Below are 24,192 nucleotides of genomic sequence, written 5' to 3'. Positions count from 1 at the left end.
AATTATTCTCCTTTTTCTTCTGTTTTAACAACAGTTTCAGCGTTTTCACCTTCGTTTCTTCTAACGAATGGTCTACGTTCGCTTCTTGTGAAAGTTTTAACTTCAGGTTCAAATTTAGGTAATTCTACTTCTGAATCTGGTCTGTAAGCGTATTTAGCTTGTCCACCACGTGCTGTAGCAATCGCGTCAGCTAGGATTGTAATAATCAAGTTGATGCTTTTTGCTGAGTCATCGTTAGCTGGAATACCAAAGTCAACTGCATCTGGGTTTGAGTTAGAGTCTAAAATACCAATAACTTTAACACCTTTTTTACGTGCTTCTTTAACAGCGATTTCATCTTCGTTAGGGTCAGCAACAATCATGAATGTAGGTAAACCACGAATGTTTCTGATACCGTCTAGGTTTTTGTGTAGTTTGTCTAATTCTTTTTGTTTTAATAGTTTTTCTTTTTTAACGTAGCCTTCGAAGTTGTTAGCAGCTTTTTGCTCTAATTCTTCCATTGTGCTTACTCTTTTGAAAATTGTTGATGAGTTAGTTAAAGTACCACCCAATCATCTGTCAATTACATAGAAGCTATTTGTTCTTAAAGCATTTTCTTTAATTGTTTCTTTAGCTTGTTTTTTAGTACCAACAAAAATGAATTGTGCACGAGGGTTTTTTGAAACAAATTTGTGCAACAAGTTGTAAGCGAATTCTAAACGTTGTACAGTTGTAGCTGTGTTGATGATGTGAATTCCTCTTTTTAGTTGTGGATATAGATAATCCTTCATTTTAGGGTTTCATTGGCTAGCTTTGTGACCAAAGTATGCTCCTGCTTCTAAAAGTTTGTCTTTAGAAACGATTGGAGTTTTAATTTCTTTTTCTTCAACTTTTTTAGTTGAAACTTCTTTTTTATCTGTCATTGTATTTTCCTTTAGTTTGTTATTCTTCCTAATGCTTCTAACGCCTAGCACCCTTTCTACAGGCACACCCAGGCGAATCCACAAAAGTGTGTTATTTGATATCAAATTGAATTAAAAAATTCTTTTTAATTATAAATTAAAACTCATTTTTACGCAGTAAAAACTTAAAAAATGATCCTAGATGCGTTTCATTATATAATTATTAAATACGGGGGTAACATGGATAATTTTTTTACATTTAAAAACCGTCATATTGAATTTTTAAAAATGGATAACAGCAAAGATAAAACCATTTTATTCATTCACGGATTTTCATCAGAATTTGCTTTTTTTGAGCAATTAATTGAACTTTTAAAGCCAAATTACAATATTTTTGCACTAAATATGCCATCACACGGCAATAGTGAAATAGCGCCAGAATTAATGAATATGGAATCGTTTAGAGAAATAGTTGTCGAGTTTGTGCGTTTGCAAAATCTAAATAATATAACTTTAATAGGGCACTCAATGGGTGGGGGCATAAGTTCTATAGTTGCTCCAGTTTTACAAAAGGAAAATAGACTTGATAAGGTTGTACTTTTAGGGCCAATGAATAGAACCATGCTAATGTTTTCGCATATGTGACCATTATTTTTCCCACGTTCATTTGAGCAATATATCAAATTATTGCCCGCTTTATACAAAAATACTGAAGTTTTATTGAAAAATGATGAATTTGTTGAGAACGTTAAGCAATATTATGCGTCTGAACAAGTGCAAAAAAGATTGGATGTAATTTACGAGTGAGGCTTAAGAATGCCTCAAGAAAAAAACCAAAGCATTGTTGACCAAGGTATTGAAGCAATCAATGTTCCGCTTGCATTAATTAATGGTGATAGCGATGGAATAGTTGATGTAGATGTGTGCGAACAGCACTATTTAAAACTTAATCCAGCAACTAATTGCTACGTGATTGAAAATGCAGGTCACTGCATGTGAAGTGATAATTTTGAGCAATTTAAATCAGTGTTAATTTCGTTTTTAAGTAAATAAAAAAAGCCGTTTTGGCTTTTTAATTATCAAATTTTTACACGTTTTTCAACTGGAATAAACATTTTGTCTGTTTCTTTAATGTTGAAAGCTTCAATGAATTCTTCACGGTTAGCAGCTTGAATGTTCGCTCTTAGAATTGTTGGGGCGTGTGGGTCGCTTTCCAATAATCTTTTAGCAATTTCAGGTTTGTATTTTGTTTTTCAAATTCTAGCTCAGTTAATGAAGAATTTTTTAGCATCATAATCTTTTTCTAGTTTAGCTGCTTCTAAAGCACAACTTAAACCACCAGCATCGGCAATATTTTCACTAACAGTTAAAGTACCACTGCATTTACCATTGTCAGTTTCTGCACCTTCAAATAAATCGATCATTCCTTGAGTACGTTTGCCAAATTCGGCAAAATCTTCAGGAGTTCATCACATTCTTAAGTTTCCTTTTTCGTCAAAGTTTGCACCGTTGTTGTCAAAGGCGTGGGAAATTTCGTGTGCTATAACAGCTCCAATTCCACCATAGTTTTCTGATGATGAATGTTTAATTGAATAAAAGGCACCATTTAAAATACCAGCTGGGAAAACGATGTGATTGTACATTGGGTGGTAGTAAGCATTAACTTGGTCTGGAGACATGCTTCAAAGATTTTTGTTAATTGGTTCTTTGTATTGGCTCAAGTTTTGTTTAACTACAACTTCATTAAATCTAAAAACGTTTTCAATTAGTGAATTACCTTGCACTTTTAAGTCTTTATAGTGAGGTTTAAATTCAGTTGGATAACCAATGTGAACACCTAAAGTGTCAAGTTTTAAAACAGCTTTATCAATTGTTTGTTGACTTAATCAAGTGTTTTTTTGCAATCTTTCTTTGTAGATTTGAATCATGTGTGAAACCATGGTTTCAACATTCTTTTTAGCTCTAGGAGAAAGAACTTTTTTAGCGTAGTGAGTACCCACTGGAATTGAGAAGTAGTCAAGTGCTAAAAATAGTGCTTGTTTGTTTTTGTTTGCTACTTTAGATTGGCCCGTAACAGCAAGTGTATAAGCTTGTGCTGCTGTACGTGTTTTTTGGTCTAAATATCTTGAGAATTTAATTAAAAGTTGCACTGATAATCATGCTTTTAAACGATCAAATACTCTCTCGTTTAGCAGTCTATCTAGGTTTTGAGCGAATTTATGGTCGCTAAAAACAACTTTATCTACTGGTTTAGAAACTAGTTTTGACACAATGTCTTTAATGTCAAGATTGTGTGTTAATCTAGCAATTCTATCCAATTTGTAAGGTTTGTATAACTCTGTGTATCTAACTTTTTCTAGTGAAGTTAGCGAATATCTGGCGATTAATTCGTCGTATTGCAGTGCCAATTTAACAATTGCGTTTGCTTGTTTAAAATCGTTAACATATGGTAATAATAGTTTTTTAGCCATACTTTTGAATGATTTTAAAAACTTAGCTTTAATTTCTGGGTTGTCATAGTGTGCTTTATCTGGCAAAATGTGCGGAGCAATGCCTGCATAAAGTGATTGCACGCTTGAGTCTAAAAAGTCTGTTTCTACACCAAAGTTAATTGGTAATACGTAATCTCTGTATGTAAATTCAATAAATTTGCTTTTAAAGTCGTCAAAATCTTTAAGTTGTTGGATTTCTTCAAAATATTTTGCAAGAGGTTTAGTACCTTCTTGTTCACGTTTGTCAATATCACTTGTTAATGCGTAAAATTGTGCAAAATTAATTAAGATTTGATCGTCAATTTCACCATTTTGTTCTTGTTTAAGTAATTTTTTTGCTAGTCTAGCTATTGCTTTCTCATTTTCAATGTCTAATTCGAGAAATTCACCGATTGATGAACGATCGCTGGGAATTTCAGCAGTTTTTAATCATTCGTCATTAACAGATTTGAATAAGTCATCTTTAATTTCAAATTTCATTTGGCTCTCCTTAATTAGATAATAATTTTATATATTTTTATTGAGTTATTTGAAAAGTTTTTCAAATATTTGATCATAATCTTCAACAGCGATAAAAGTAATCGCATTTCTTACTTCATCGGGAATGTCTACAAGATTTTTCTCATTAGTTTTAGGGATAAATACAGTTTTTACGCCTTTTTTAAAGGCTGCAAATGATTTTTCTTTTAATCCACCAATTTCAAGCACACGACCACGAAGCGTAATTTCACCAGTCATTGCCACATCTTGCGGTACAGGTTTATTTGCCAAGGCGGAAATTAGAGCTGTAGTAAATGTTACACCAGCACTTGGCCCATCTTTTGGTACTGCACCTTCAGGCACGTGAATGTGAACTTCATTGTTTTCAAATTCAAAGTCAATATTGAATTTTTTAGCGTTTGAACGAACAAATGAATATGCAATTGACGCAGATTCTTTCATTACGTCTTTAAGTGAACCAGTTAATTTGAAGCCTCCATTTTTGTTTGGATATGGGATTACTTCAATTTGCAATGTGCTACCACCAATTGATGTGTAAGCAAGTCCATTTACCACACCAATTTGCGGTTTGCCTATGGTTTCTACTTCAGAATATTTAGGTGTTCCAAGTAAATCAAATGCTGTTTTTTTGTCAATAATAAACTCTTTAATGTTTTCGCCAGCAACAATTTTTGTAACGATTTTACGTGCCATTTTGTCAAATTGACGTTTCAAGCCCCTTACACCAGCTTCGGTTGTGTAGTGTTTAATAATAGACTCGATTACATCGTCACTAATTTGGAATTGTTCTTTAGTTAAACCAGATTGACGTGTGGTGATGTCAATTAAGTGTTCTCTAGCGATTTTTACTTTTTCGCTAGTTGTATATGAGTGAAGCTCAATGATTTCAACACGGTCAAGCAACGGTTTAGGAATATTTTCATAGTAGTTAGCTGTGGCAATAAACATTACTTTTGATAAATCGTATTCGTGCTCTAAGTAGTTATCTTGGAATTTGGTGTTTTGTTCAGGGTCAAGCACTTCAAGCATGGCCGATGAAGGATCGCCTTTATAATCTGAACTCATTTTGTCAATTTCATCCAATAAAATTAGTGGGTTAGAAACTCCAGTTTTTTGGATCGCCTTCATAATTTTTCCAGGCATTGCTCCAACATAGGTTTTTCTGTGTCCTCTAATTTCACTTTCATCGTGCACGCCACCTAATGAAATTTTCACATAGCTTTTATTTAACGCTTCCGCAATAGCACGAGCTAGTGAAGTTTTACCAGTTCCTGGAGGCCCTACTAATGTTAAAATTGGCACATTATTGAAGTTTTTCTGTATTTTATTAGCATTTTCTTGCTCTTTGAACAAGTCCAAATCGATTTGATGGTTGTCATCATAGTCTAATAAAACGTCTTTATTAGCTAATTTTGCTTGATTTTTGTGGTTAATAATTAATGATAAGTATTCAATAATACGCTCTTTAACTTCGCCTAAACCATAGTGGTTTTTATCTAGAATTTCTCTAGCCTTTTTAATATCTAAAGTTTCTACTTCAACTTTTCTTCAAGGCAATGTTTTTAATAGATTTAAATATGCTGTTGTTATGTTTGCATCAGGTGTGCCTGACATCATAGTTTTCAGTTTATTGCTTTCGCTTTTTATTAGTTTTAGAACTGATTCAGGATAAACTTTGGATTTTTGTTTATCTTTCATATTGCGAGCAAATTCTGAATCATCTTCTTCTTCGCCATCGCCTTCTTGTAATTGTTCTTTAATAGCACGCAATTTTTCTTTAAGCAAGAATTCTCTTTGTTGTCTTTCTAGATTATCTTTAATCTTTTTGTTTAATTCATTTTCGACTAAAGCATCTGAAATTGCATCATTTGATCTTTTGGTTGAGTTAGCTTTTTTCTCTGCATCTTTTTCGGTTTTTTCAATAGCTTTTAACTCGTCTTCTTCAAAAAAGCCTTGGAAAAATTCTAATTTAGCGAACACTCTTTTTTCTACTGGAGATCAGTCCATTAGTGAGTAAAAGCCTTGAATATGTTTGATTAATTCTAGAGCTTGTTCTTTTACGCTGACAGCTTCAAAAATTGATAATTTTTCAATGCTGTTGCAGTGTGTGTAATAAATTAGTTGTGAAATTATTCTTACTAAGCTACCTTGATTAATGTCTAGTCTACCTTTTGGCGTATCTAAATGATCGTCGCCATAGTGTTCATAGTCAATTCAAGGGTTTGGAGTTTTTAAAATTTGAAGCAATTTTTCTCAAATATCATATCTAGATATTTCAGTCATTGTTTCTTCAATTTTGTTGATTAAAAGCTCAGTTTCAAGGTATTGTTCATCAGGTTCAGAATAAGGTAATTTTTCAGTTTTAACTTGTTCTATATTTTTGATGTAGCCATGAATATTTTCAGTTGAGCTTACTGAATCAATAATTTTGTGACGACCAACACCTTTAAGTGTAATTTGATATACATTTTTAGCAGTTTGTTCAACATCTAAAACTCTTGCAAATGTAACTACTTCTGAAATATCATCTAGTTTAATTCTACCCATTTGCTTAATTTTACCGTGGTAAAACTCTTCAGGCGATACAGCATAATAACCTAGCATCAAGTAGTCAGGATCTTTTTCTTTTAAGTTATCAACTTCTTCTTTGGTGCTTATAAACTCATTAACCATTTCATCGTGATATTGTTGCATTGGGTCGATACCATTATTGTAGCCACCAATTGTGTAGTATTTATCTGATAAAGCTTGTAAACGCTCTTTTGTTCAGTAGTCACCATATGGCTTGACGTAAATAGTTCTTACTTCGTTACCATATATCACGGTAGCGGGCAATTCATTATCGCCAAGTCTGACAACAAGTAATTTTTCGTTCATTCATACCTCATTTCTATGTTTATTTATATATTTTAGCAGATTAAATGTTAGAGTGCTAAAATTAAATATTTATTTTTTTGTCGCTTTGAAGAAAAAAAGGCACTAAGCCTTAATTACAAAATTGACGATTTTATTAGGAACGTAAACCTCTTTGATGATTTTGGCTTCGCTTAGTCAACTTGCAACCGCTTGTTTTGCTAAAGAAAGAACATTGTTTTGGCTATTTTGATCTTTGGCAATACTAATTTGCGCCCTTACTTTACCATTTATAGTGACTGCGTAGGTGATTTCATCTAGTTCCAATGCTTTAGTATCAATGCTAAAGTCATATAAGTTTGCTAAATTGAAAAATCTATGCGAAAGTTCTCAAGCTAAGTGCGGAATGTATGGTTCTAAAATATTAAGAATAATGTAGAAAAATTCAGTATTTAACGTGTGATTTTCAATATTTTCATATGCATTTAATGTTTCCATGCATCAAGCAATTATGGTGTTAAAGGCATAACCATTTCTGCGGTCATTAAATAATTCTTCTTGTTTTTGCAAGCCTAAATGCAGTTTTCTTCTTGCTGTTTTTTCGTCTGGACTTAAAGAGGTTAAATCTATATTTTTAAAATCAGCAACTACTTCTAGCCTTGAAGCTTTGTCAATTAATCTTTGAACAAATTTGGCGCTGCCTTCAATTCCCGAGGTTACTCATTCCAATTCTTTTTCGGGTGGGGCTGCAAAAAGAGTGAATAATCTTAGTGTATCGGCATTATATTCTTCAACCGCATCTTTGGGACTTACGGTGTTACCTTTAGATTTAGACATTTTAGATCCATCTTTAAGCACCATTCCTTGAGTTAGCAAGTTGGCAAAAGGTTCACGGAAGTCAACATAACCTAAATCTGCTAAAACTTTTGTGAAAAAGCGTGCGTATAATAGGTGTAAAATTGCGTGCTCTACTCCACCAACATATTCATCAACTTGATTTCAGTATGCTACAGATTCAGAGTCAATTGCTACTTCGCTACGTAAAACGGGTGGGACTGTATAGCGCAAAAAGTATCAACTAGACTCAAAAAAGGTATCAAAAGTATCTGTTTCTCTTTGAGCTTGCTCGCCACATGCAGGGCAAGTTGTGTTTAATCAGCTTTGATTTGTTTTTAGAGGTGAACCAAAAGTATGAAAATCAACGTCTTTTGGCAATGCAACTGGTAAATTTTCTTCTTTTTCTGGCACGATTCCACATTTTGCACAATGAATCATTGGGATTGGTGCACCTCAGTATCTTTGTCTTGAAATACCTCAATCACGCAAGTTCATTTGTTCATCATTTTGCAATTTAATATCGCTTACATTTATTGAATTTTGTTGAACATTTATTGAGTTTTTGATAGCAAATTCATTGTGAGATTTAGATTTTTCAACGTTTGCTAAAACAACTCTATCGCTAGCACCAATTGATGCAAAATCACTTACAACAACACTTAATTTTGTGTCATTAATGTAGGCCTCAACTGGCAAGTGCAAACATAATTGCTCACTAAAATCTTTTGCTTGTGCTTTAGATTGAATATTTTGAAGCACATTTTGCTCACTTGTATTTAATATATTGTTTTGAATTAGTTGTTTAACTAATGGGTGTGATGCTGAAACGGCAATAAAACTAATTTTTTCTAATGCTGAAGCATCTTTGATGAATGTTTCAAGTGCAAAAATATTTTTACCATGACTAATGATGTCAAAGGTTGCTTTGAAACCTTTTTCGAAATCAATTCAACGTCTTTGCATTGTTAAAACTTTGTCAGGTCAATGATTTTTAAGAGTGTCTAGGTCTTGTTGCAATTCTTGCGCGTAAGATTTAATTTTTAGATAGTATTGCTCCATATCTTTTTGAACAACAGGTTCATCACATCTTCAACACAAACCATCAATAACTTGCTCATTAGCTAAAACAGTTTGGTCTTTTTCGCATCAGTTTAAGGGTGAATTTTTACGATAAACTAAGCCTTTTTCTCACATTTTAATGAATAAAAGTTGTTCTCATTTGGTATATTCTTCATCGCAAGTGATTACATCATAATCTCCTCAAGCAAACGAAATACCCAACCTGCGTAATTGAGGGTTCATATTGGCTATATTTTGGTATGTTCAATCTTTTGGGTGAATATTGTGTTTTACAGCTGCGTTCTCAGCGGGTAAACCAAATGCATCTCAACCAAAAGGGTGTAAAACATTATAACCACGACGGCGGTAATATCTAGCCATAGCATCACTTATTGAATAGTTACGAACATGGCCCATGTGAATGTTGCCTGAAGGGTAGGGAAACATACTTAAAATGTATTTTTTAGGAAGAGTAAAATCATTTTTAGGCATATAGTATTTTGTTTCATCTCAGTAATTTTGTCACTTTAATTCAATATTTTTTTGATCATAATTAAACTTTGACATGATACCTCCTTTGTTAAAGTGTAGAGTTATTAGTTTTGGCTTGCTCGAAAAGTTTGGTTTTTAAGCTAAAAGCAAGCACTAAAAATAGAATAATTGAGTTAATAGAATAATTGAGTAAATTAAACACTCCAAAAACAACGCCTGCGCCTAAATAATAGTTAGGAATGAAGAAAAATAAAGGCCTAAAATTGTCATGATACATTGTGGCGATTGTTGTAAATTTTGCGTCTGGAGCAAATTTAAGCAGATAAAAAAACGCTGGCGTGGATATAAAAAGATTAATAATAATTAAGAAAGCACTAGCAATTATTGAAGCAATGGTTAAGCTAATCAATAGTTTTAAAATTTGTTTTTTGATTGATAAAGACTCATTTTTTGTATATTTTTGAATAATTTGTCGGCTCAATAAAAATACAAATATAAAGCTAGCTTGTGAAATTAAAAGCATGCCATGGCCCAACAAACCAGCTGGTTCATAACCTAAAGATGAATATGAAGGACCTAGAGCAAACAATAAAAATAATATTAGCAAGCCCCACCAAAATCCTGAAATTACAAAATTAGCTAGAATAAAAATTAAAGATAAATTAAACTTTAAAAAGCCATTAAAGGGCATAAATTGACCCATCAAATCAGCTACAATAGCTAAGGCCAAAAAAAGTCCTGTGAGCGTTATTTTTTTAATGATTTGTTTGTTTCAATACATTATTATTTTGTTCCAAAGATTCTATCTCCTGCATCCCCCAAGCCGGGAACAATGTATTTTTTATCATTTAAAATCGGGTCTAGTGAAGCTAAGAAAATATTAAAATCTTCTCCAAAATTTTGAATAACATTTTCCACACCTTCTGGTGCACCCACTAAGCAAACAAGCTGAATGTTACTAAATCCGTCTTCTTGTAATTTTTTAATAGCATCAACTGCTGATCCACCTGTGGCAAGCATTGGATCAACAACAAGTACATAGCTATCTTTTGGCACCTCTGGCATTTTATAAAAATAAGTTTCCGGTTTATGAGTTATTTCATCACGGTATAAACCAATATGACCAACTCTAGCTTTTGGTATTAATTGCAGCAGCCCCTCAGTCATTCCTAATCCAGCTCTTAAAATTGGTACAATAATCACTTCTTTATCGTATGTTGCACCAATGTATTCATTGTTCAAAGGAGTAACGATTTTTTTTGGTTTTGTTTGATATTCGCGCATAATCTCATAAACCATTAGTGAAGCTATTTCATTTAAATTTTGTCTAAAGATATGGTGATCAGCACGTTTATCACGCATATTTGTTAATTTGATTGAAATTAATGGATGTTCAATAACTTTAAGCATAATTTCCCCTTATATTATTATTTTTTTAAATAATAACACATTTCAGTGCTTATTAGTTAAATAAGGAAAAATCTTGCATATTTTAGTGATAATTTCGCAAAATAAAAACAGGTGTCCCTGTTTTTGTATTAATAATATACTTTTGCAATTGATGTTAATAATTTTTGTAACACTTGATTCATAATAAATGATGAGTATTTTTCAATTGAGCCTAATAAAGGATTCAAGAATATGTCTACGTGGCTTGACAATACATTTTTTTGCGAAGCGTTCAAATTAAATTGCTCACTTAGTTCTTGAATCATTTTTACTTTATCGTTTTGATAAACATCTGTTTTAAAAGGTGTTAAGCCGTTTAATGTCATGAACTTACGACCAAAGGTGGTATTACCAAACTTAGCAGGGTTAGGCACAACAGCAGTTTTTGTTTTATCACTTTCAAGCAAAATTCCACGATCAATTAAGCCCTGAATAGATTGACTATTATTGTTTGCACCATTAATTAAAATGTCTCAATCTATGTTTCCATAGTAATGAATAATTTTATTTAGAATAGCAGTTAATTTTTCGCTAAAACTTGCAATAATTTGTTCTTTATTTGGCAAATTACTAAATTGTTTGTTTTGATTTACTTGCGCTACAACTTGGCTAATTAAATTAGTAAATTTGTCTTTGTTTGTATTAACAACACTAAATATTGCTTGTGAATATGGTTTAAGTAAATTTGGGACCAAAACAACTTTTCCTACACCATATCCTTTACCCAATAATCAGTGACTTTCGTGATCATCTTTTTCCAATGCTTTCACCCACATGTTTCCTAGCGCTTGTTGACTAGAAGTGAAGAATTGATCAAGCATAGTACCTATAGCTTTTGTGTTTTCGTTAATGCCATAATATTTAAAATAGTACTCATTTAAAATTTCATCTTTAATTGCTTTTGATTCAAGGTATTTTTCGTTTCAGAATTTTTTGATTTCAACTTTGGCTTTTTCTTTTCTGGCTTGACGCTTGTCATTATCCGATTTGAATTGTGAAGTGATGGTGTTTAAAAAGCTATCTAAACCTGAAATGAAATCATTTTTTTGCTTGTTGCTTAGTGTTTGTGTTTCTGTGTTTATTGACGAAATATCAATATTATTAGGTTTAAGCAACACTGTCACATTCTCGCTGGCTATAGAGCTGTATTTATCGTCTTTACTTTGTAATTTAAAGATAACTTTTTTAAGATTTTGGCCAGATTCATCCACAAAATCTTCAATCGATACAACTTTAACAACCGCGTTTTGGTTGACTATTTCGCCTAAAATTTTAGTTTTATCAAATTCATCGGCAAAAAAGTAATTATCTAGCGGCATTTTTGTTTTAGCATCGCTTAAAATTGCAACTGCTGCTAATTCATCTAAACGTGTTTTTTCACCCTGAGCTTGACTTCAAAATTCATTATACTTATCACTGCTTGCAAATCCACTAATTTGACGTTGGAAAGTGTTTGAGTATTTAGTACCGTTTAAATATTTATTGACAGTAATATTAAAGGTGATTGTTCCTGCCTCGTTATCAAACGAAGCTATATCAACATTTCTTTCTTCTTCGCCAAAACCGTTATTTCTCATACGAAAGTTTTTGATTTTAAAATAAACAAAACCTTGTCAATCATCTTTTGCGTGTTCGGCGTCGTAGTGTTGTTTTTTGGCATTTCCTTGTGATGTGAATTCTACATCAAAGTTAGCCTTATCAGCAATAGCTAAGAAACTGTTTTGTAAAAATCAGCTAGATAAATCAATATTTATTGCTTTGTTTTTAGAAACAAAATTTTCTTTACCATCCAAAGTTGAAACAAAGTGGTAGTTTATGGTCAAAATGTTATGGTATTCATTTTTATCATTTATTTGTTGTTTTGTTTCTTCTATTGAATGATCATCAATAACTATGTTAGCGTTTTGGTTACTTAGAAAATCAAGTTTTAAAATCGGTTTAATATCTTTTTTTCCTAAAAAACCTTCATATTTTCGTTTTCAAGAAGAAGCATTAAATACTTGTGAATCGTTTTGGTCGACAATTTGCAATTCAAAATTATTCAAAATTGTATCTAAACGATAATGTTCGCTGTAGTATTCACTAACATTTAATGTAACGTCAATATGAGCTTTAGCTCTTTGTAAATTTGGTTTAGTCGAAGTTAAAATAACTCTTATTGTTGCATTTCCAGTTTCATCGTCTGTGGCAACAATATCTAATTCAGTTTGAGCATCGCTAAAGCTTACATTATTTTTAAGCGCAAAATCTTCTAATAAATATTGACTAGCTAAAGTATTTTCTTTTTTGTTGGCTAATTCAACTAAATTTTCACTATTTTGTCTAAGCAATTGATTTAATCTGCTTATTTCGCTTTGTTCGTGCTTTAATTGGCGCGCTGAGTTTGTTTCAAAACCACTTATTTTGGCCGATATTTTATTTGAAATTAAATTTGGGTGTTGCTTTGAACTTAATCAATAGGTAATATCAATTTCACCGTTTTCATCATTTGCTTGTATTTGCGAGTGTAATTGACATTGCTCGTTTTCAAAGTTGAAATATACACCATTTTGTGCAATAAATTCACTTGCTAATGTTGAATCTTTATTCACTTCTTTACTTTGATAATTGATTTGCTCTATCGCTTTATCTAGTAATTCTTTGATAGTTAAATAACCACCAAATTCAACATTTTTGATTTCACTTCGTAAGATTTCTTTACCATATTTATCAAAGTGAACTAAATAATATTCTACATTAATTGTGCCATCAAGATCATTTGTTATGTAGTTATTAATTCTAAATGCCACAGTAGAGTCTAAGCTTGTGTGTTTTAAGTTTTGCGATAAAACTTGACTTGCTTGCATTTGTTTTGATGGTTGATGCTCACTATCAAAAAATAATTTAACGTTATTTGCACTTAACTCAATAAATGACGAGTTAATTGCACCTTTTTGTGCTAATTTATCACTATTTGCAGGTGCAAGTTTAAACATAGGTAAAGACACTTTATTATCTTTGTTTTTTAAATCTTGTTTTTGTAGTTTTTTATTTTGGTTGCTATAGTATATAGCTGCTGAGCTAGCTGCAACTACGCTTGTTAGTGAGAGTGCGCTAGTAGCAATCAAAATAGCTTTGACTTTCATTTTCCTCCCTTTATAGTTTTTATAAATAAAAGATTGCTGCTAACAATCTTTTATCATTGACAATTATTTTAAGTTTGCATCAAAAATTGTTGCAAGTTCATAACCTGATGTTTTTAATTGCTCGATTGAACTTGTATATAGCTCAAAAACTTTCATTACTTTAGCATCAATCGCTGCGTTGATAGCTGTTTTGTTTTCTTCGTTAAATCCGTATTTTTCATCGGCAACTTTGGTTTTTAGGCTGTTTTTAAATTTGTCAATTGCGGTTGTAACTTTAGCAACTTGAGCTAAGTAACCTTCTGTACTTAAGTTTTCAAATGAAATAGCTTCAATTTCAGTTTTTAATGTATCTAAGCCAGTTGTCACAGCTGCTTTAGAGTCTGTAATTAGTTCAGAAATTTTAGCAATATCTTTAGTTGTTTCAGCAACATTTAATTGGTCAAACAACCCTCCCATAATTGCCTCAACATTAGCTTTATTTTTAGTGATTGTACCAACAAATTCAGTTTTTAGGGTGGTTAGTTTTTCTTTAGTTAGTTGAGCTTTAATGGCATCAAGACCGCTTGTAAATTTATTACCTGCAACAAATTCACTAACTTGAGTTGCTGATACCTCAGCTAACAAGTCATTAACTTGTGTTGTTACATCTGTATAAGCTGCTGTTAGTTTTTTGGTATCTTCCGCATTTAAACCTAGAGCTACAATAGCATCATCAATTGTTTTTGCAAAAGCTTGTGCAGTTTTAGTTCCAAAATCACCAAAAGCTTTTTTAACTTGAGCTTTTTTAGCTTCATCAGTAATGCCATCACCGATTGTTGCGTATTTTTCGCTCATTGATTTACTTAATTTAGTGCCTTCGCTTTCTCCTTGTACCTCAGGTTCTTTCTCACCTGTACCAGGTTTTCCAGATGTGTCGCCGCCTTGTTCTACAGGTGCAGCTTTAAATCCAGTAATTTCTTTTGTAACTTCTGCAGTTTTTTGACCATCTTTAACACTAATTACCACTACCAATGTGGTTGGCATTCCTGCTTTAACAGCTTTAGATTTGATTGCTGTTGTAAGTGTTTTATCAGTAGTTGTAATTATTAAATCAGTATCTAGAACATCTTTGGCTTCTTTAGCTGCTTTAACACCTTCTTTGGCATCGATAGCTATAAGCGTATTGTAGTCTTTTTCAACAGGTTTTTTCTCATCAACACATGATGATGACATTGCAACAGGTGTTAAAACTGATGCGCTACCAGTTAATAAAATACTTAAATATTTTCTTTTCATTAGTCTCCTTGTAATTTATTTTTCCTATGCTTAAATTATACTTTTTTATTAAATTGCGGCAAATTAGCCCATTTTTTACACACTTTTTCTTTATTTGCCCTGTTTATTGCTGTTTTGGGGTGTGCTCTAATGGCAAACTTTTACAAAAAAAAAAAAAAAATGCGCCAGCGCATTTAATTAAACTTTATTGAAATAGAATTTCTCTTCAATTAAGCTAGCTACAACATTAGTTAGTATAGTAATAACAATAGTGCACCCTAAGGCTATGGCAAAGCGAACTATCATTGAAAGTGAGCTTAATGAAGTTGTAATTACTAAAGTGTATAAACAGCTCAGTGGCACTATAAAATTAATTGATTTAAGGTTTAATTGTTTAAAGTAAATTAAAACTATTGCAACTACTATAGAAATAATAGAGATTGCAATTGGTACTCACAAAATTATATTAAAGTCAAAAAGAATTTGGTTTAAAAAATCTTTAGTACCAACAAGCCACAAAGTTGTCAAAGGTAAGATTTGAGTTAAAGCTATAAAAAAGACGGCAATTAAAGGAGCGTACTTGTTTTTACTCATATTTTGCTACTAAATTATGTAATAGGGCAACAAATTCATCCACGCTAACAGTGTGGGTTGATTCTTCGCCATATTTACGGTATGAAATGGTGTTTGTATTTGCTTCGTTAGCACCCAAAATAACTTGGAATTTAGATTTAGAAATTTGTGCTTCACGAATTTTTTTATTTAATCTTTCATCCCGATCATCTAGTTTAACTCTAAAGCCATGATTTCATAATAAATCAGTAATTTTGCGTGCATATTCTAGATTTTCCTCTAAATTAACTGGAATTACACTCACTTGTTTAGGAGCTAGTCAAAATGGCAACACACCTTTTGTTTGTTCTAGTAAAATAGCCACAAAACGTTCATAGGTTCCAATTAAACCACGGTGAATCATCACGGGACGTGCATCTGAACCGTCTTTGTCTGTATATTTAAGATCAAATTTCATTGGCTGTAAAAAGTCAAGTTGAATTGTTGCAACTGTTACTTCATGACCTAAAGCGGTATGAATTTGCACATCCATTTTAGGTCCATAAAAGGCTGCTTCACCAGGAATGGCTTCATATTTAACATGCATTGAATCAAGAGCATCTTTAAGCATTTTTTCGCTTTTGTTTCACATCGCATCATCGTTAAAATATTTTTCTTTATCGTTAGGATCACGTAATGAAAGCGAAATAAACGAAATTTGGATATTAAAAATCTTTAATGTTTCAGAGATTTGGTTGTACATTCTCACGATTTCATCAAAAATTTGATCTTCTCTTACGTATAGATGTCCTTCAGTTAAAAGCATTCCACGTACACGTTCTAGACCAGTTAGTGCGCCAGATTTTTCATAGCGATATAACTGTGATTGTTCTGAATATCTAATTGGTAAATCACGGTATGAACGTTTTTCAAGTCCATAGCAAATGTTGTGGTGTGGGCACGTCATTGGCCGTGGAATTAAACGTTCTTTTTCAATTACAATTGGAGCAAACATATCGTCTTTATAGTGAGCTAAGTGACCTGAAATTTGGTAAAGTTGTTCGTTACCAAAGTGTGGTGTTAAAACTTCAGTAAAGCCGTATTTACGGTCCATTTTTAGCACTAAATTACGGATTTCATTGTGAATGTACATTCCATCTTCTAGTCAAATAGGTAAACCTTGACCAGTCAATTGGTGCATTGCAAAAATTTTCAAGTCTTTACCAATTTTACGGTGGTCTCTTTCTTTACGATCTTGCAATAGTGCTAAATATGAATCTAACTCATCTTTAGTGCTTCAAGCTGTACCATAAATTCTAGTTAATTGGATATTATCTGAGTTACCTCTTCAATATGCACCCGCTAAAGATAAAAGTTTAAAGTGTTTGATGTGTTTAGTGCTCTCTACGTGGCCGCCAGCACATAAATCTTTAAAGACAATTTCTTTGTTTAAAGGATCTTGCAAAGCGTAGAATGTAATTGTTTCAGCTCTAGCTTTTAGCTCATCGTAAAGCTCTTTTTTGTATGGTTTATTGCTAAAATCGTATTCAGATTCGCTAATTTGAATAGTTTCAAGATTGCGTGAAGCGAATTTTTTCATTAGTTTTTCAATTTTTGCTAATTCTTGATCACTAATTGGTTGTTCAAATTCAAAGTCGTAGTAAAAACCTTCTTCTGTTGCAGGTCCAAAACCTAACTTTACATTTGGGTATAAATGTTCTACAGCCGCACCTAAAAGGTGTGAGCATGTGTGATTTAATAATTTATCTGCTTGTACTTTCATGTTTATTCCTTAAAACCCATTTTTTGTGCTAATTGAGCAACAATTGGGCCACATATTTGTTTTGCTTGTTGCATCCCTTGCTCTGTGATTTGATCAATTAATTTAGATGCACTTTGATAATTGGTTTGAATTTTGATTAATTCATATTTTACTTTTTGAGCTACTGCCATTTTAAATTCAGCATAATTGCTATCTTTAAAAATTTGCTCTGCTTGCTCAAGACTAATGTCAGCTAAAGCTGCATAAATATTTAATAAGTTCGTTACGCCAGGCTTGTTTTCACTAGCATAAACTTTGTTTTCTGAGTCAGTAACAGCCTTCATAATCTTGTTATAGGCTTGTTGAGGATCTTCCAATAAGTAGATAGTTCCCCTATCGCTTTTATCGCTTTTTGACATTTTATTTTCAGGATTGGTTAATGATTTAATGCGTGCACCTACAGGTGGAACAACACCCTTAGGCAATGTTAAACGCATTTTGTAGTTTTTATTGATGCGCTGAGCAATTGTGCGCGTTAATTCCATGTGTTGAGTTTGGTCTTCACCAATAGGCACTACATCAGCGTTGTAGATCAATATATCAGCAGCCATTAAAATTGGATACATTAACAAACCTACTGGTATTTTTTCAGTCCCATTGTCTTGTTTTTGCAATTTTTGTGCTTTATCTTTAAATTGCGTCATTCGTTGCAATTCACCTAGCGAAACTTCGGTGGTTAAAAGCCATTGAGCATAGGTGTGTTCATATAAATCGGATTGGTAAAATATTGATGCTTTATTAGGATCTAGCCCACAAGCTAAATACATAGCTACAGTTTGTTTTCTGGCATTTAAATTTTCTTTAGCGTTGACAGTTCCAGTGGTCAAGCCGTGTAAATCTGCCACAAAAAAGTAGGCCTCATAATCATCTTGCATCTTGACAAAGTTTTTCAATGCACCTATGTAATTTCCTAAAGTTAGCTCGCCAGTTGGTTTAATTCCACTAATTAATCTAGGTTTGTTCATTTTTTCCTCCTGCATGCTAAAAATTATTTTAAATTATAATACAAAGTTAGTGTTGATATAATAAGAGCATGACAAAAAAAGATAAATTTATTTTGGCAATTTTAACTATTTTAACTTTAGGTTTTTGCTGATTACACTGACACTTGCAAAACAAAAAAACTCAAGCTATTAAACAAGGCAAAGCTAACTATAAATTGAATAATCATGAAGCTAGCTTACTGTGCGAATTATTGGGCTCAAAAGACAATATTGCTTTTGTAGAAGCTAAAGGTTCAAAATTGATTGTGCAAATCAAGGATAAAAACTCTGTGCAATTAAAACAAATTATTGCTAAAAAATTAGCCAGCGGTGCTTTTATGAATACTGATAAAGTCAGTTTAATAGTTGCCGAAAAAGCACAATCATACGCCCAAGCTTTACAACAAATAATTTAAATAAAAGTACTTAGAACATTTAAGCACAGGCTGCTTAGATGATACAGACTTGAATGCCGAAACAAAAATTTATACTGAATAATACAAAGCTAACTCCGAAGAGGCTGGCTTTTTTGTCTAATAAATATTAAAGAGTTCTACTTAAACAAGTTTATAAGCAACATAATAACTAATGTTTTTTGTTTGTTTTAGAATATTTTCATGACTAAAAATTGATTTTTTCGTAATACATTCAAAACTTTTAAAAAGTAACAATATTTATATTAAAATATTAAACGTACACCGACAAGGTTAATAAAATTGTCGTTTTTTATGGAGTTAATTATGGAAAAATTTAAGATTTTAGATTTGTTTTCGGGCGCGGGTGGTTTTTCCTATGGTCTTGACTCTCTGCCTTATTTTGAAACATTAGTTGCGGTCGATTTCGATAAACATGCTCTAGAAACATTTAAATTTAATTTCCCTAAAGCTAGATGTGTTTTGGGTGATATTTGTAAACCAGATACAAAAAAAGAACTGTTGGAAATTTCAAAAAAAATCGGTATTAATATGATAATTGGTGGGCCACCATGTCAAGGATTTAGTTTGAAAGGAAAGAATTTAGGGTTGGATGATCCAAGGAATTTTCTTTTTCTAGAGTTCCTTGATATTGTAGAAGATTTGCTTCCAAAAATTGTAATTATTGAAAACGTGAAGAATATGATTAAATCTTCCAATGGTTATTTTATTGATCAAATAATAAGTAAATTGAAAAAAAACGGATACAAATGTGATTATGGGGTGTTAAATGCACATGATTTTGGCGTCCCTCAAAACAGGGAAAGAGCCATCATAATTGCACACAAGGGTGATAAATTGATAACATTACCAAAACCTCCCAAAAATAGTTTAAAACTAACCGTCAGAGACGCTATATCGGATTTATCATATCTTAATTCTGGAGAAGGTTTATTTGTTTCTCAATATCTTTCTCAGCCTTTATCAGATTATCAAAAAAATATGCGAAAAGATTCTGTGCAATTATATAATCATATTGCAACCAGCCACTCTAAAGTGGCCATTGAAAAATTGTCTTTTATCCCACCCGAAGGAAGCAAGAAATATTTACCAAAAGAGTTTCATGGAAACCAAAAATTCGGCACAACTTGATCGAGATTGGAGTGAGATAAACCAAGTCCAACAATTGACACAAGGTTTGATACGCCATCCAACGGGAAAAATTCTCACCCTTTTTTAAATCGCTCAATAACGCCGCGAGAAGCGGCGAGAATACAAGGATTTCCCGACCGCTTTATTTTCAAAGGGCCCAAAACTTCAGTTTGTAGACAAATAGGAAACGCGGTGCCACCAGCATTATCTAGAAATATAGGAAAACACATAATTTCGGAGTTGCAAGATGATTAAAAAAATAGAGTTATACAACGATGATGCACTAAATATAATTGAAAAATTTTTAAATTCGAATTGCAAGGTAGATCACATAATAACAGATCCGCCATACAATATTTCAAAGACTAACAATTTTCACACACTTAACAACCCAAGAAAAGGTATTGATTTTGGTGTTTGAGATAATGGTGATTTTAATCTATACTCATGAATACCACCTTATTCTAAAATATTAAGATCAGGCGGCTCTATGATAATTTTTTGCTCATACAGATACATTAGCCATATTATCGAAATCCTAGAAAACAAATGCGAAGGAATTTTCGTGAAGGATGTAATTATTTGACAAAAAAACAATCCCATGCCAAGAAACACAAATAGAAGATATGTTCAAGATATGGAGTTTGCTATTTGGGCAGTAAAAGGCAAATCCAAATGAATTTTTAATAAACCGCAAAATCAACCATATGTTAGAAGTTTATTTAGGTACCCAATAGTTTCTGGCTTAGAAAAAACTGGGCATCCAACGCAAAAAAGTTTAAAACTAATGGAAGATTTAATTTCAATTCACACAAATGAGAGAGACACTATTTTAGATCCTTTTATGGGAAGTGGCACAACTGGTGTAGCGTCATTAAAAATGAAAAGAAATTTTATAGGCATCGAAATAAATTCAGATTACTTCAAAATAGCAAAAAATAGAATTTCAAGGGAACATAATGAAAGTTAGCCAATTAATAAACATGACAATAAATGAATCGGTCGCGTACATTATTGGGCTGGCATACCCATTGATTAAAATTAAAGAAATTAACGGTGTGAATTACTTAATAAGTCCTATAAATCACAATCCTAACATGATTGACAATGAATGTATAAACTCCCATTTTTTATCAGTGATTAAACTTATTAAAAATATTCCCGAAAAACCTATGATCTTATCCAATAATTCATCAGTGGCGAAAATATCAAGAAAATTAGGCTTTAGTCTTTTGTTGGTTTTAGATGTAGATATTTTATCTTTACATTCAATTCTAAACGAAATAGTTTTAAGGATAAAAAGTTCAACCACAACAGTAAAAAAATATTTTTTAATGGGTTGCTTCGATGGTCGCTCATCATACGATAAAACATTTGGTTTTTTATCTATTGATGTAGATAGAGACTATGAAAAACAAGACATAATAAATTTGATAGCTTCAGAAATTGGTATATTTATCAACCTAAACAGAAGAGATAAAGATCAAACGAAAAATGATCAGTTAAGAATAAGAAAAAAATGCCTGCCTAAATATCTTAAAGAAATTGGATTTCTGTCACTGTATAGAAAAAATATAATTGAAAAATCCCTTTATTAATAAGCGTAAGGAAGATTGTATGAAATTAATTTATAATAAAGAAACTGGAAAATACCAGTTAGGAAATAACATTTTTTCAAAAGACGAATTGATTGAATATGTTAAAGGCGGTATGCTCGAATCACTCCTAAATTTAGAGAGTGTTAATTTACAAACTATTTCGCATGATGACTCTGGTAATAGACAAACAGGTGGTCAAAATATAATATTTTATGGTGTGCCGGGTTCAGGGAAAAGCTACACTATTGATAAGCTATGTCAAGATCAAAAAGTCACAAGGGTGGTTTTCCATCCAGAATACACTAATTCAGATTTTATTGGTCAACTATTGCCCATACTAAAAATTGATGAAGCTTCAAAGCAAAAAACAATATCTTATGAATTTATTCCTGGACCCTTCACGAAAGTTATTGCAGATGCTTATAAAGACCCGTTAAATAAATATGTTTTGATTATTGAGGAAATAAACCGTGGCAATTCTCCGGCCATATTTGGCGATATTTTTCAGCTTTTGGACCGAGATCAACAAGGTAATAGCAAGTATTTCATAAATAACAGAAATATTGCCAAAATTATTTTCGGTGATGAGGATAAACCGATAAAAATACCTTCTAATCTAAGCATTTTAGGATCTATGAATACATCTGATCAAAATGTTTTTACGTTAGATACAGCGTTTCAAAGACGTTGATCGATGAAAATGATAATTAATGATATAGAAAAAGCAACTCATAAGGATATTAAGATATCAGATACAGATATAACGTGAAAAGTATTCAACAAAGTAATTAACGAATTAATATTAATTAGCAACGTAGAACTAATTTCATCAGAGGATAAAAGGTTAGGTTCCTACTTTATTAACGACTCGGATTTAGCTGATAATGATACAAATGGGCAAAAATTTTCCGAAAAAGTTATTAAATACTTATGAGATGATGCTTTTAAATTTTCGAGAGATAAATTGTTCAATACTGATTATAAAAGTCTTGATGAAATAATATTACATTTCACATCATCTAGTGGCAATGACAGACTTAATATATTTAATGAAAATATCAAAAACCATTTGCTAACTTATAGCGTAAATTAAATATTGGGAATTTAAAATGAGTAATTCTGAACAGGCTAGTGACAAATCAAACATTAATCTTTACGACTATTGTAGAAACGCAACCAACATAAATGGCGATAATTTTGTGGGCATAAAATCCGAAGTTATAAACGGCGAACGTTCAATAACTATACACTTTCCCATAGGTTATTCAATTTCAAAAGATGATGCAAACGTTCGAGATGATATATTGCTGTTGTTTTCCATACTAAAATTATACGGGGATTATGAATCGAATATCCCAAGTCAAAATTTGCATCGCGGCATCATGAGCCTTAATTTTCCAATAGATTCATATATCTATGTGCTTACAAGTTATTTAACTAACGGTATATATAAAATAAAACAAAATAAATTTATCAATGGTAAAAGCGGTATCATATCTTGAAAAAAAACTATTTCAAAATTCATTCCATTTTTAACAGAAAAAGGTTTAATATTTGATAATTATCAAGTTAAAAAAATATCATATATTGACGATTCTTTAATAACGGAAATAAATAGATATTGTGTATACGAAAGTTACTTAAAAATAGGTTGATTATATAATATGAATAGTATGCAAAAACCTATTATGACAAAAAATATTTATACTTATAAATCATATTTAAAAAGTATGATGCATTATGTATGTAATGACACTGAAATACGCTTGTTTTTAGCCATGTCGAATATATTGGAATCGCTTGATACTAACACTTTTTCTGAAGAATACTTTTACGGCACTAACAATTTTGAGTACGTATGAGAAAAATTAATAGATTCTTCATTTGGGAATGAAGATAAAAAGTATTTTTTTCCAAAAACAAAGTGAATTTTAAATACAGGGAACAATAAAGAAAATAAATACTTAGAACCTGATACGATAATGAGATACGACAAAGATATTTTCGTATTAGACGCTAAATATTACAAGTATGGTATCACAATGAATTCAAATCACTTGCCCGACTCAGCATCAATAAATAAACAAATTTCTTACGGTGAATACATTGCAACCAATATCAAATTTAAAAATGAAATTTATAGTGGTGCACGAATATACAATGCTTTTTTAATGCCGTATTCTTCATCATCTGAAGATAAATATGAGTATATAGGTGTTGCCAAATCCGATTGAAAAGATAATTTACAAGATTATCATTACATACATGCTTTTTTGATTGATATAAAACACTTGATGAGCAATTTGGCAAAGCCAAATTTTACAGAAATCAAAAATCTTTCATCTAAAATAATAAATGCTTCTAGTAATTTAAAAATATATAAATAATTGAATAGAAAAATCCAACATTAGTCGTTGGATTTCCCAAATTGTATATTCAAGTGCAACACTTAGTAATATAATACTGGTGTTGCATTTTTAATAAAAAAATGCCCTATCTACTGGTACTAGAAAGGACATAAATGAATTATAGTAAAAAATATTCTCATATTGATAAAAATCAAAGATTCTTAATCGAAAATCTTAGATATAAGAATTTTTCGATTAGAGAAATAGCTTCGATTTTACATGTTTCTCCTTCAACAATATCGAGAGAGTTAAAGAGAAATTCAGATAATAACGGTAATTATTTGTCAGATACTGCTGATATAAAAGCCAAAAACAGAGCAT

General features: G+C 31.7%; 19 protein-coding genes. 8 read left to right on the top strand and 11 right to left on the bottom strand.

Features of this window, described 5'->3' with window-relative positions; translation table 4 throughout:
• Nucleotides 1-2: 2 nt before the first annotated feature.
• On the bottom strand, nucleotides 3-902 hold the full coding sequence (rpsB, locus tag T329_RS0102240; protein WP_029608823.1) for a 30S ribosomal protein S2: 900 nt from the start codon (nucleotides 900-902) through the stop codon (nucleotides 3-5).
• A gap of 219 nt (nucleotides 903-1,121) precedes the next feature.
• Between rpsB and T329_RS0102235 the strand changes: the two genes are divergently transcribed.
• Nucleotides 1,122-1,934 carry an alpha/beta fold hydrolase gene (locus tag T329_RS0102235; RefSeq protein ID WP_029608822.1) on the top strand — a complete coding sequence of 271 codons (813 nt, stop codon included), beginning with the start codon at nucleotides 1,122-1,124 and terminating at the stop codon, nucleotides 1,932-1,934.
• A 23-nt stretch (nucleotides 1,935-1,957) separates the two neighbouring features.
• On the opposite strand, the gene T329_RS0102230 is transcribed toward T329_RS0102235, so the two are convergent.
• The 10 genes from T329_RS0102230 to trpS form a co-directional block, all read right to left on the bottom strand.
• Complete coding sequence (locus T329_RS0102230; RefSeq protein WP_029608821.1) at nucleotides 1,958-3,853, bottom strand: M13-type metalloendopeptidase; 1,896 nt, start codon at nucleotides 3,851-3,853, stop codon at nucleotides 1,958-1,960.
• 45 nt (nucleotides 3,854-3,898) lie between these two features.
• Nucleotides 3,899-6,751 carry an endopeptidase La gene (gene lon, locus T329_RS0102225; RefSeq protein ID WP_029608820.1) on the bottom strand — a complete coding sequence of 951 codons (2,853 nt, stop codon included), beginning with the start codon at nucleotides 6,749-6,751 and terminating at the stop codon, nucleotides 3,899-3,901.
• Nucleotides 6,752-6,853: 102 nt separating this feature from the next.
• Entirely contained in the window at nucleotides 6,854-9,190 is a 2,337-nt protein-coding gene (locus tag T329_RS0102220) for a class I tRNA ligase family protein (RefSeq protein WP_029608819.1), read from the bottom strand.
• A gap of 13 nt (nucleotides 9,191-9,203) precedes the next feature.
• On the bottom strand, nucleotides 9,204-9,896 hold the full coding sequence (locus tag T329_RS0102215) for an MPN527 family putative ECF transporter permease subunit (protein WP_029608818.1): 693 nt from the start codon (nucleotides 9,894-9,896) through the stop codon (nucleotides 9,204-9,206).
• Between the two features lie 2 nt (nucleotides 9,897-9,898).
• Nucleotides 9,899-10,528 (bottom strand): uracil phosphoribosyltransferase, encoded by a 630-nt coding sequence (upp, locus tag T329_RS0102210; protein ID WP_425411728.1) that lies wholly within the window; start codon nucleotides 10,526-10,528, stop codon nucleotides 9,899-9,901.
• 125 nt (nucleotides 10,529-10,653) lie between these two features.
• Nucleotides 10,654-13,689 carry a lipoprotein 17-related variable surface protein gene (locus T329_RS0102205; protein WP_029608816.1) on the bottom strand — a complete coding sequence of 1,012 codons (3,036 nt, stop codon included), beginning with the start codon at nucleotides 13,687-13,689 and terminating at the stop codon, nucleotides 10,654-10,656.
• Nucleotides 13,690-13,752: 63 nt separating this feature from the next.
• Complete coding sequence (locus T329_RS0102200; protein WP_029608815.1) at nucleotides 13,753-14,964, bottom strand: hypothetical protein; 1,212 nt, start codon at nucleotides 14,962-14,964, stop codon at nucleotides 13,753-13,755.
• 177 nt (nucleotides 14,965-15,141) lie between these two features.
• Nucleotides 15,142-15,537 carry an MAG3450 family membrane protein gene (locus T329_RS0102195; RefSeq protein ID WP_029608814.1) on the bottom strand — a complete coding sequence of 132 codons (396 nt, stop codon included), beginning with the start codon at nucleotides 15,535-15,537 and terminating at the stop codon, nucleotides 15,142-15,144.
• Nucleotides 15,530-17,278, bottom strand: a complete 1,749-nt coding sequence (gene thrS, locus T329_RS0102190; protein WP_029608813.1) for a threonine--tRNA ligase — start codon at nucleotides 17,276-17,278, stop codon at nucleotides 15,530-15,532. Before thrS ends, T329_RS0102195 begins: the two co-directional genes overlap by 8 nt.
• Nucleotides 17,279-17,280: 2 nt before the next feature.
• A complete protein-coding gene (trpS, locus tag T329_RS0102185; protein ID WP_029608812.1) occupies nucleotides 17,281-18,282 on the bottom strand; it encodes a tryptophan--tRNA ligase in 1,002 nt (333 codons plus the stop codon).
• Nucleotides 18,283-18,350: 68 nt separating this feature from the next.
• Here trpS and T329_RS0102180 point away from each other — a divergent pair, with 68 nt between their 5' ends.
• The 7 genes from T329_RS0102180 to T329_RS0102150 form a co-directional block, all read left to right on the top strand.
• On the top strand, nucleotides 18,351-18,716 hold the full coding sequence (locus T329_RS0102180) for a hypothetical protein (RefSeq protein WP_029608811.1): 366 nt from the start codon (nucleotides 18,351-18,353) through the stop codon (nucleotides 18,714-18,716).
• A 324-nt stretch (nucleotides 18,717-19,040) separates the two neighbouring features.
• A complete protein-coding gene (locus T329_RS03940; protein ID WP_029608810.1) occupies nucleotides 19,041-20,120 on the top strand; it encodes a DNA cytosine methyltransferase in 1,080 nt (359 codons plus the stop codon).
• The gene (locus T329_RS03935; protein ID WP_029608809.1) at nucleotides 20,113-20,835 is read left to right on the top strand and encodes a DNA-methyltransferase; all 723 of its coding nucleotides are present in this window, start codon (nucleotides 20,113-20,115) and stop codon (nucleotides 20,833-20,835) included. Before T329_RS03940 ends, T329_RS03935 begins: the two co-directional genes overlap by 8 nt.
• Entirely contained in the window at nucleotides 20,825-21,463 is a 639-nt protein-coding gene (locus tag T329_RS0102165; protein WP_029608808.1) for a hypothetical protein, read from the top strand. Before T329_RS03935 ends, T329_RS0102165 begins: the two co-directional genes overlap by 11 nt.
• Before the next feature lie 112 nt (nucleotides 21,464-21,575).
• Complete coding sequence (locus T329_RS0102160) at nucleotides 21,576-22,556, top strand: AAA family ATPase (RefSeq protein ID WP_169734330.1); 981 nt, start codon at nucleotides 21,576-21,578, stop codon at nucleotides 22,554-22,556.
• A 16-nt stretch (nucleotides 22,557-22,572) separates the two neighbouring features.
• Nucleotides 22,573-23,850: an LlaJI family restriction endonuclease gene (locus T329_RS0102155; RefSeq protein WP_051630137.1), complete on the top strand. Its 1,278-nt coding sequence runs from the start codon at nucleotides 22,573-22,575 to the stop codon at nucleotides 23,848-23,850.
• Between the two features lie 134 nt (nucleotides 23,851-23,984).
• The coding region (locus T329_RS0102150; protein WP_029608805.1) for a helix-turn-helix domain-containing protein at nucleotides 23,985-24,192 on the top strand (208 nt) is incomplete at its 3' end.

Origin of the sequence: Mycoplasma simbae ATCC 49888 (genome assembly GCF_000702705.1) — a bacterium.
Taxonomy (GTDB): Bacteria; Bacillota_I; Bacilli_A; order Mycoplasmatales; family Metamycoplasmataceae; genus Mycoplasmopsis; species Mycoplasmopsis simbae.
The sequence above is the reverse complement of the archived record's forward strand: the minus strand, read 5'-3'. Positions and strand labels throughout refer to the sequence as shown.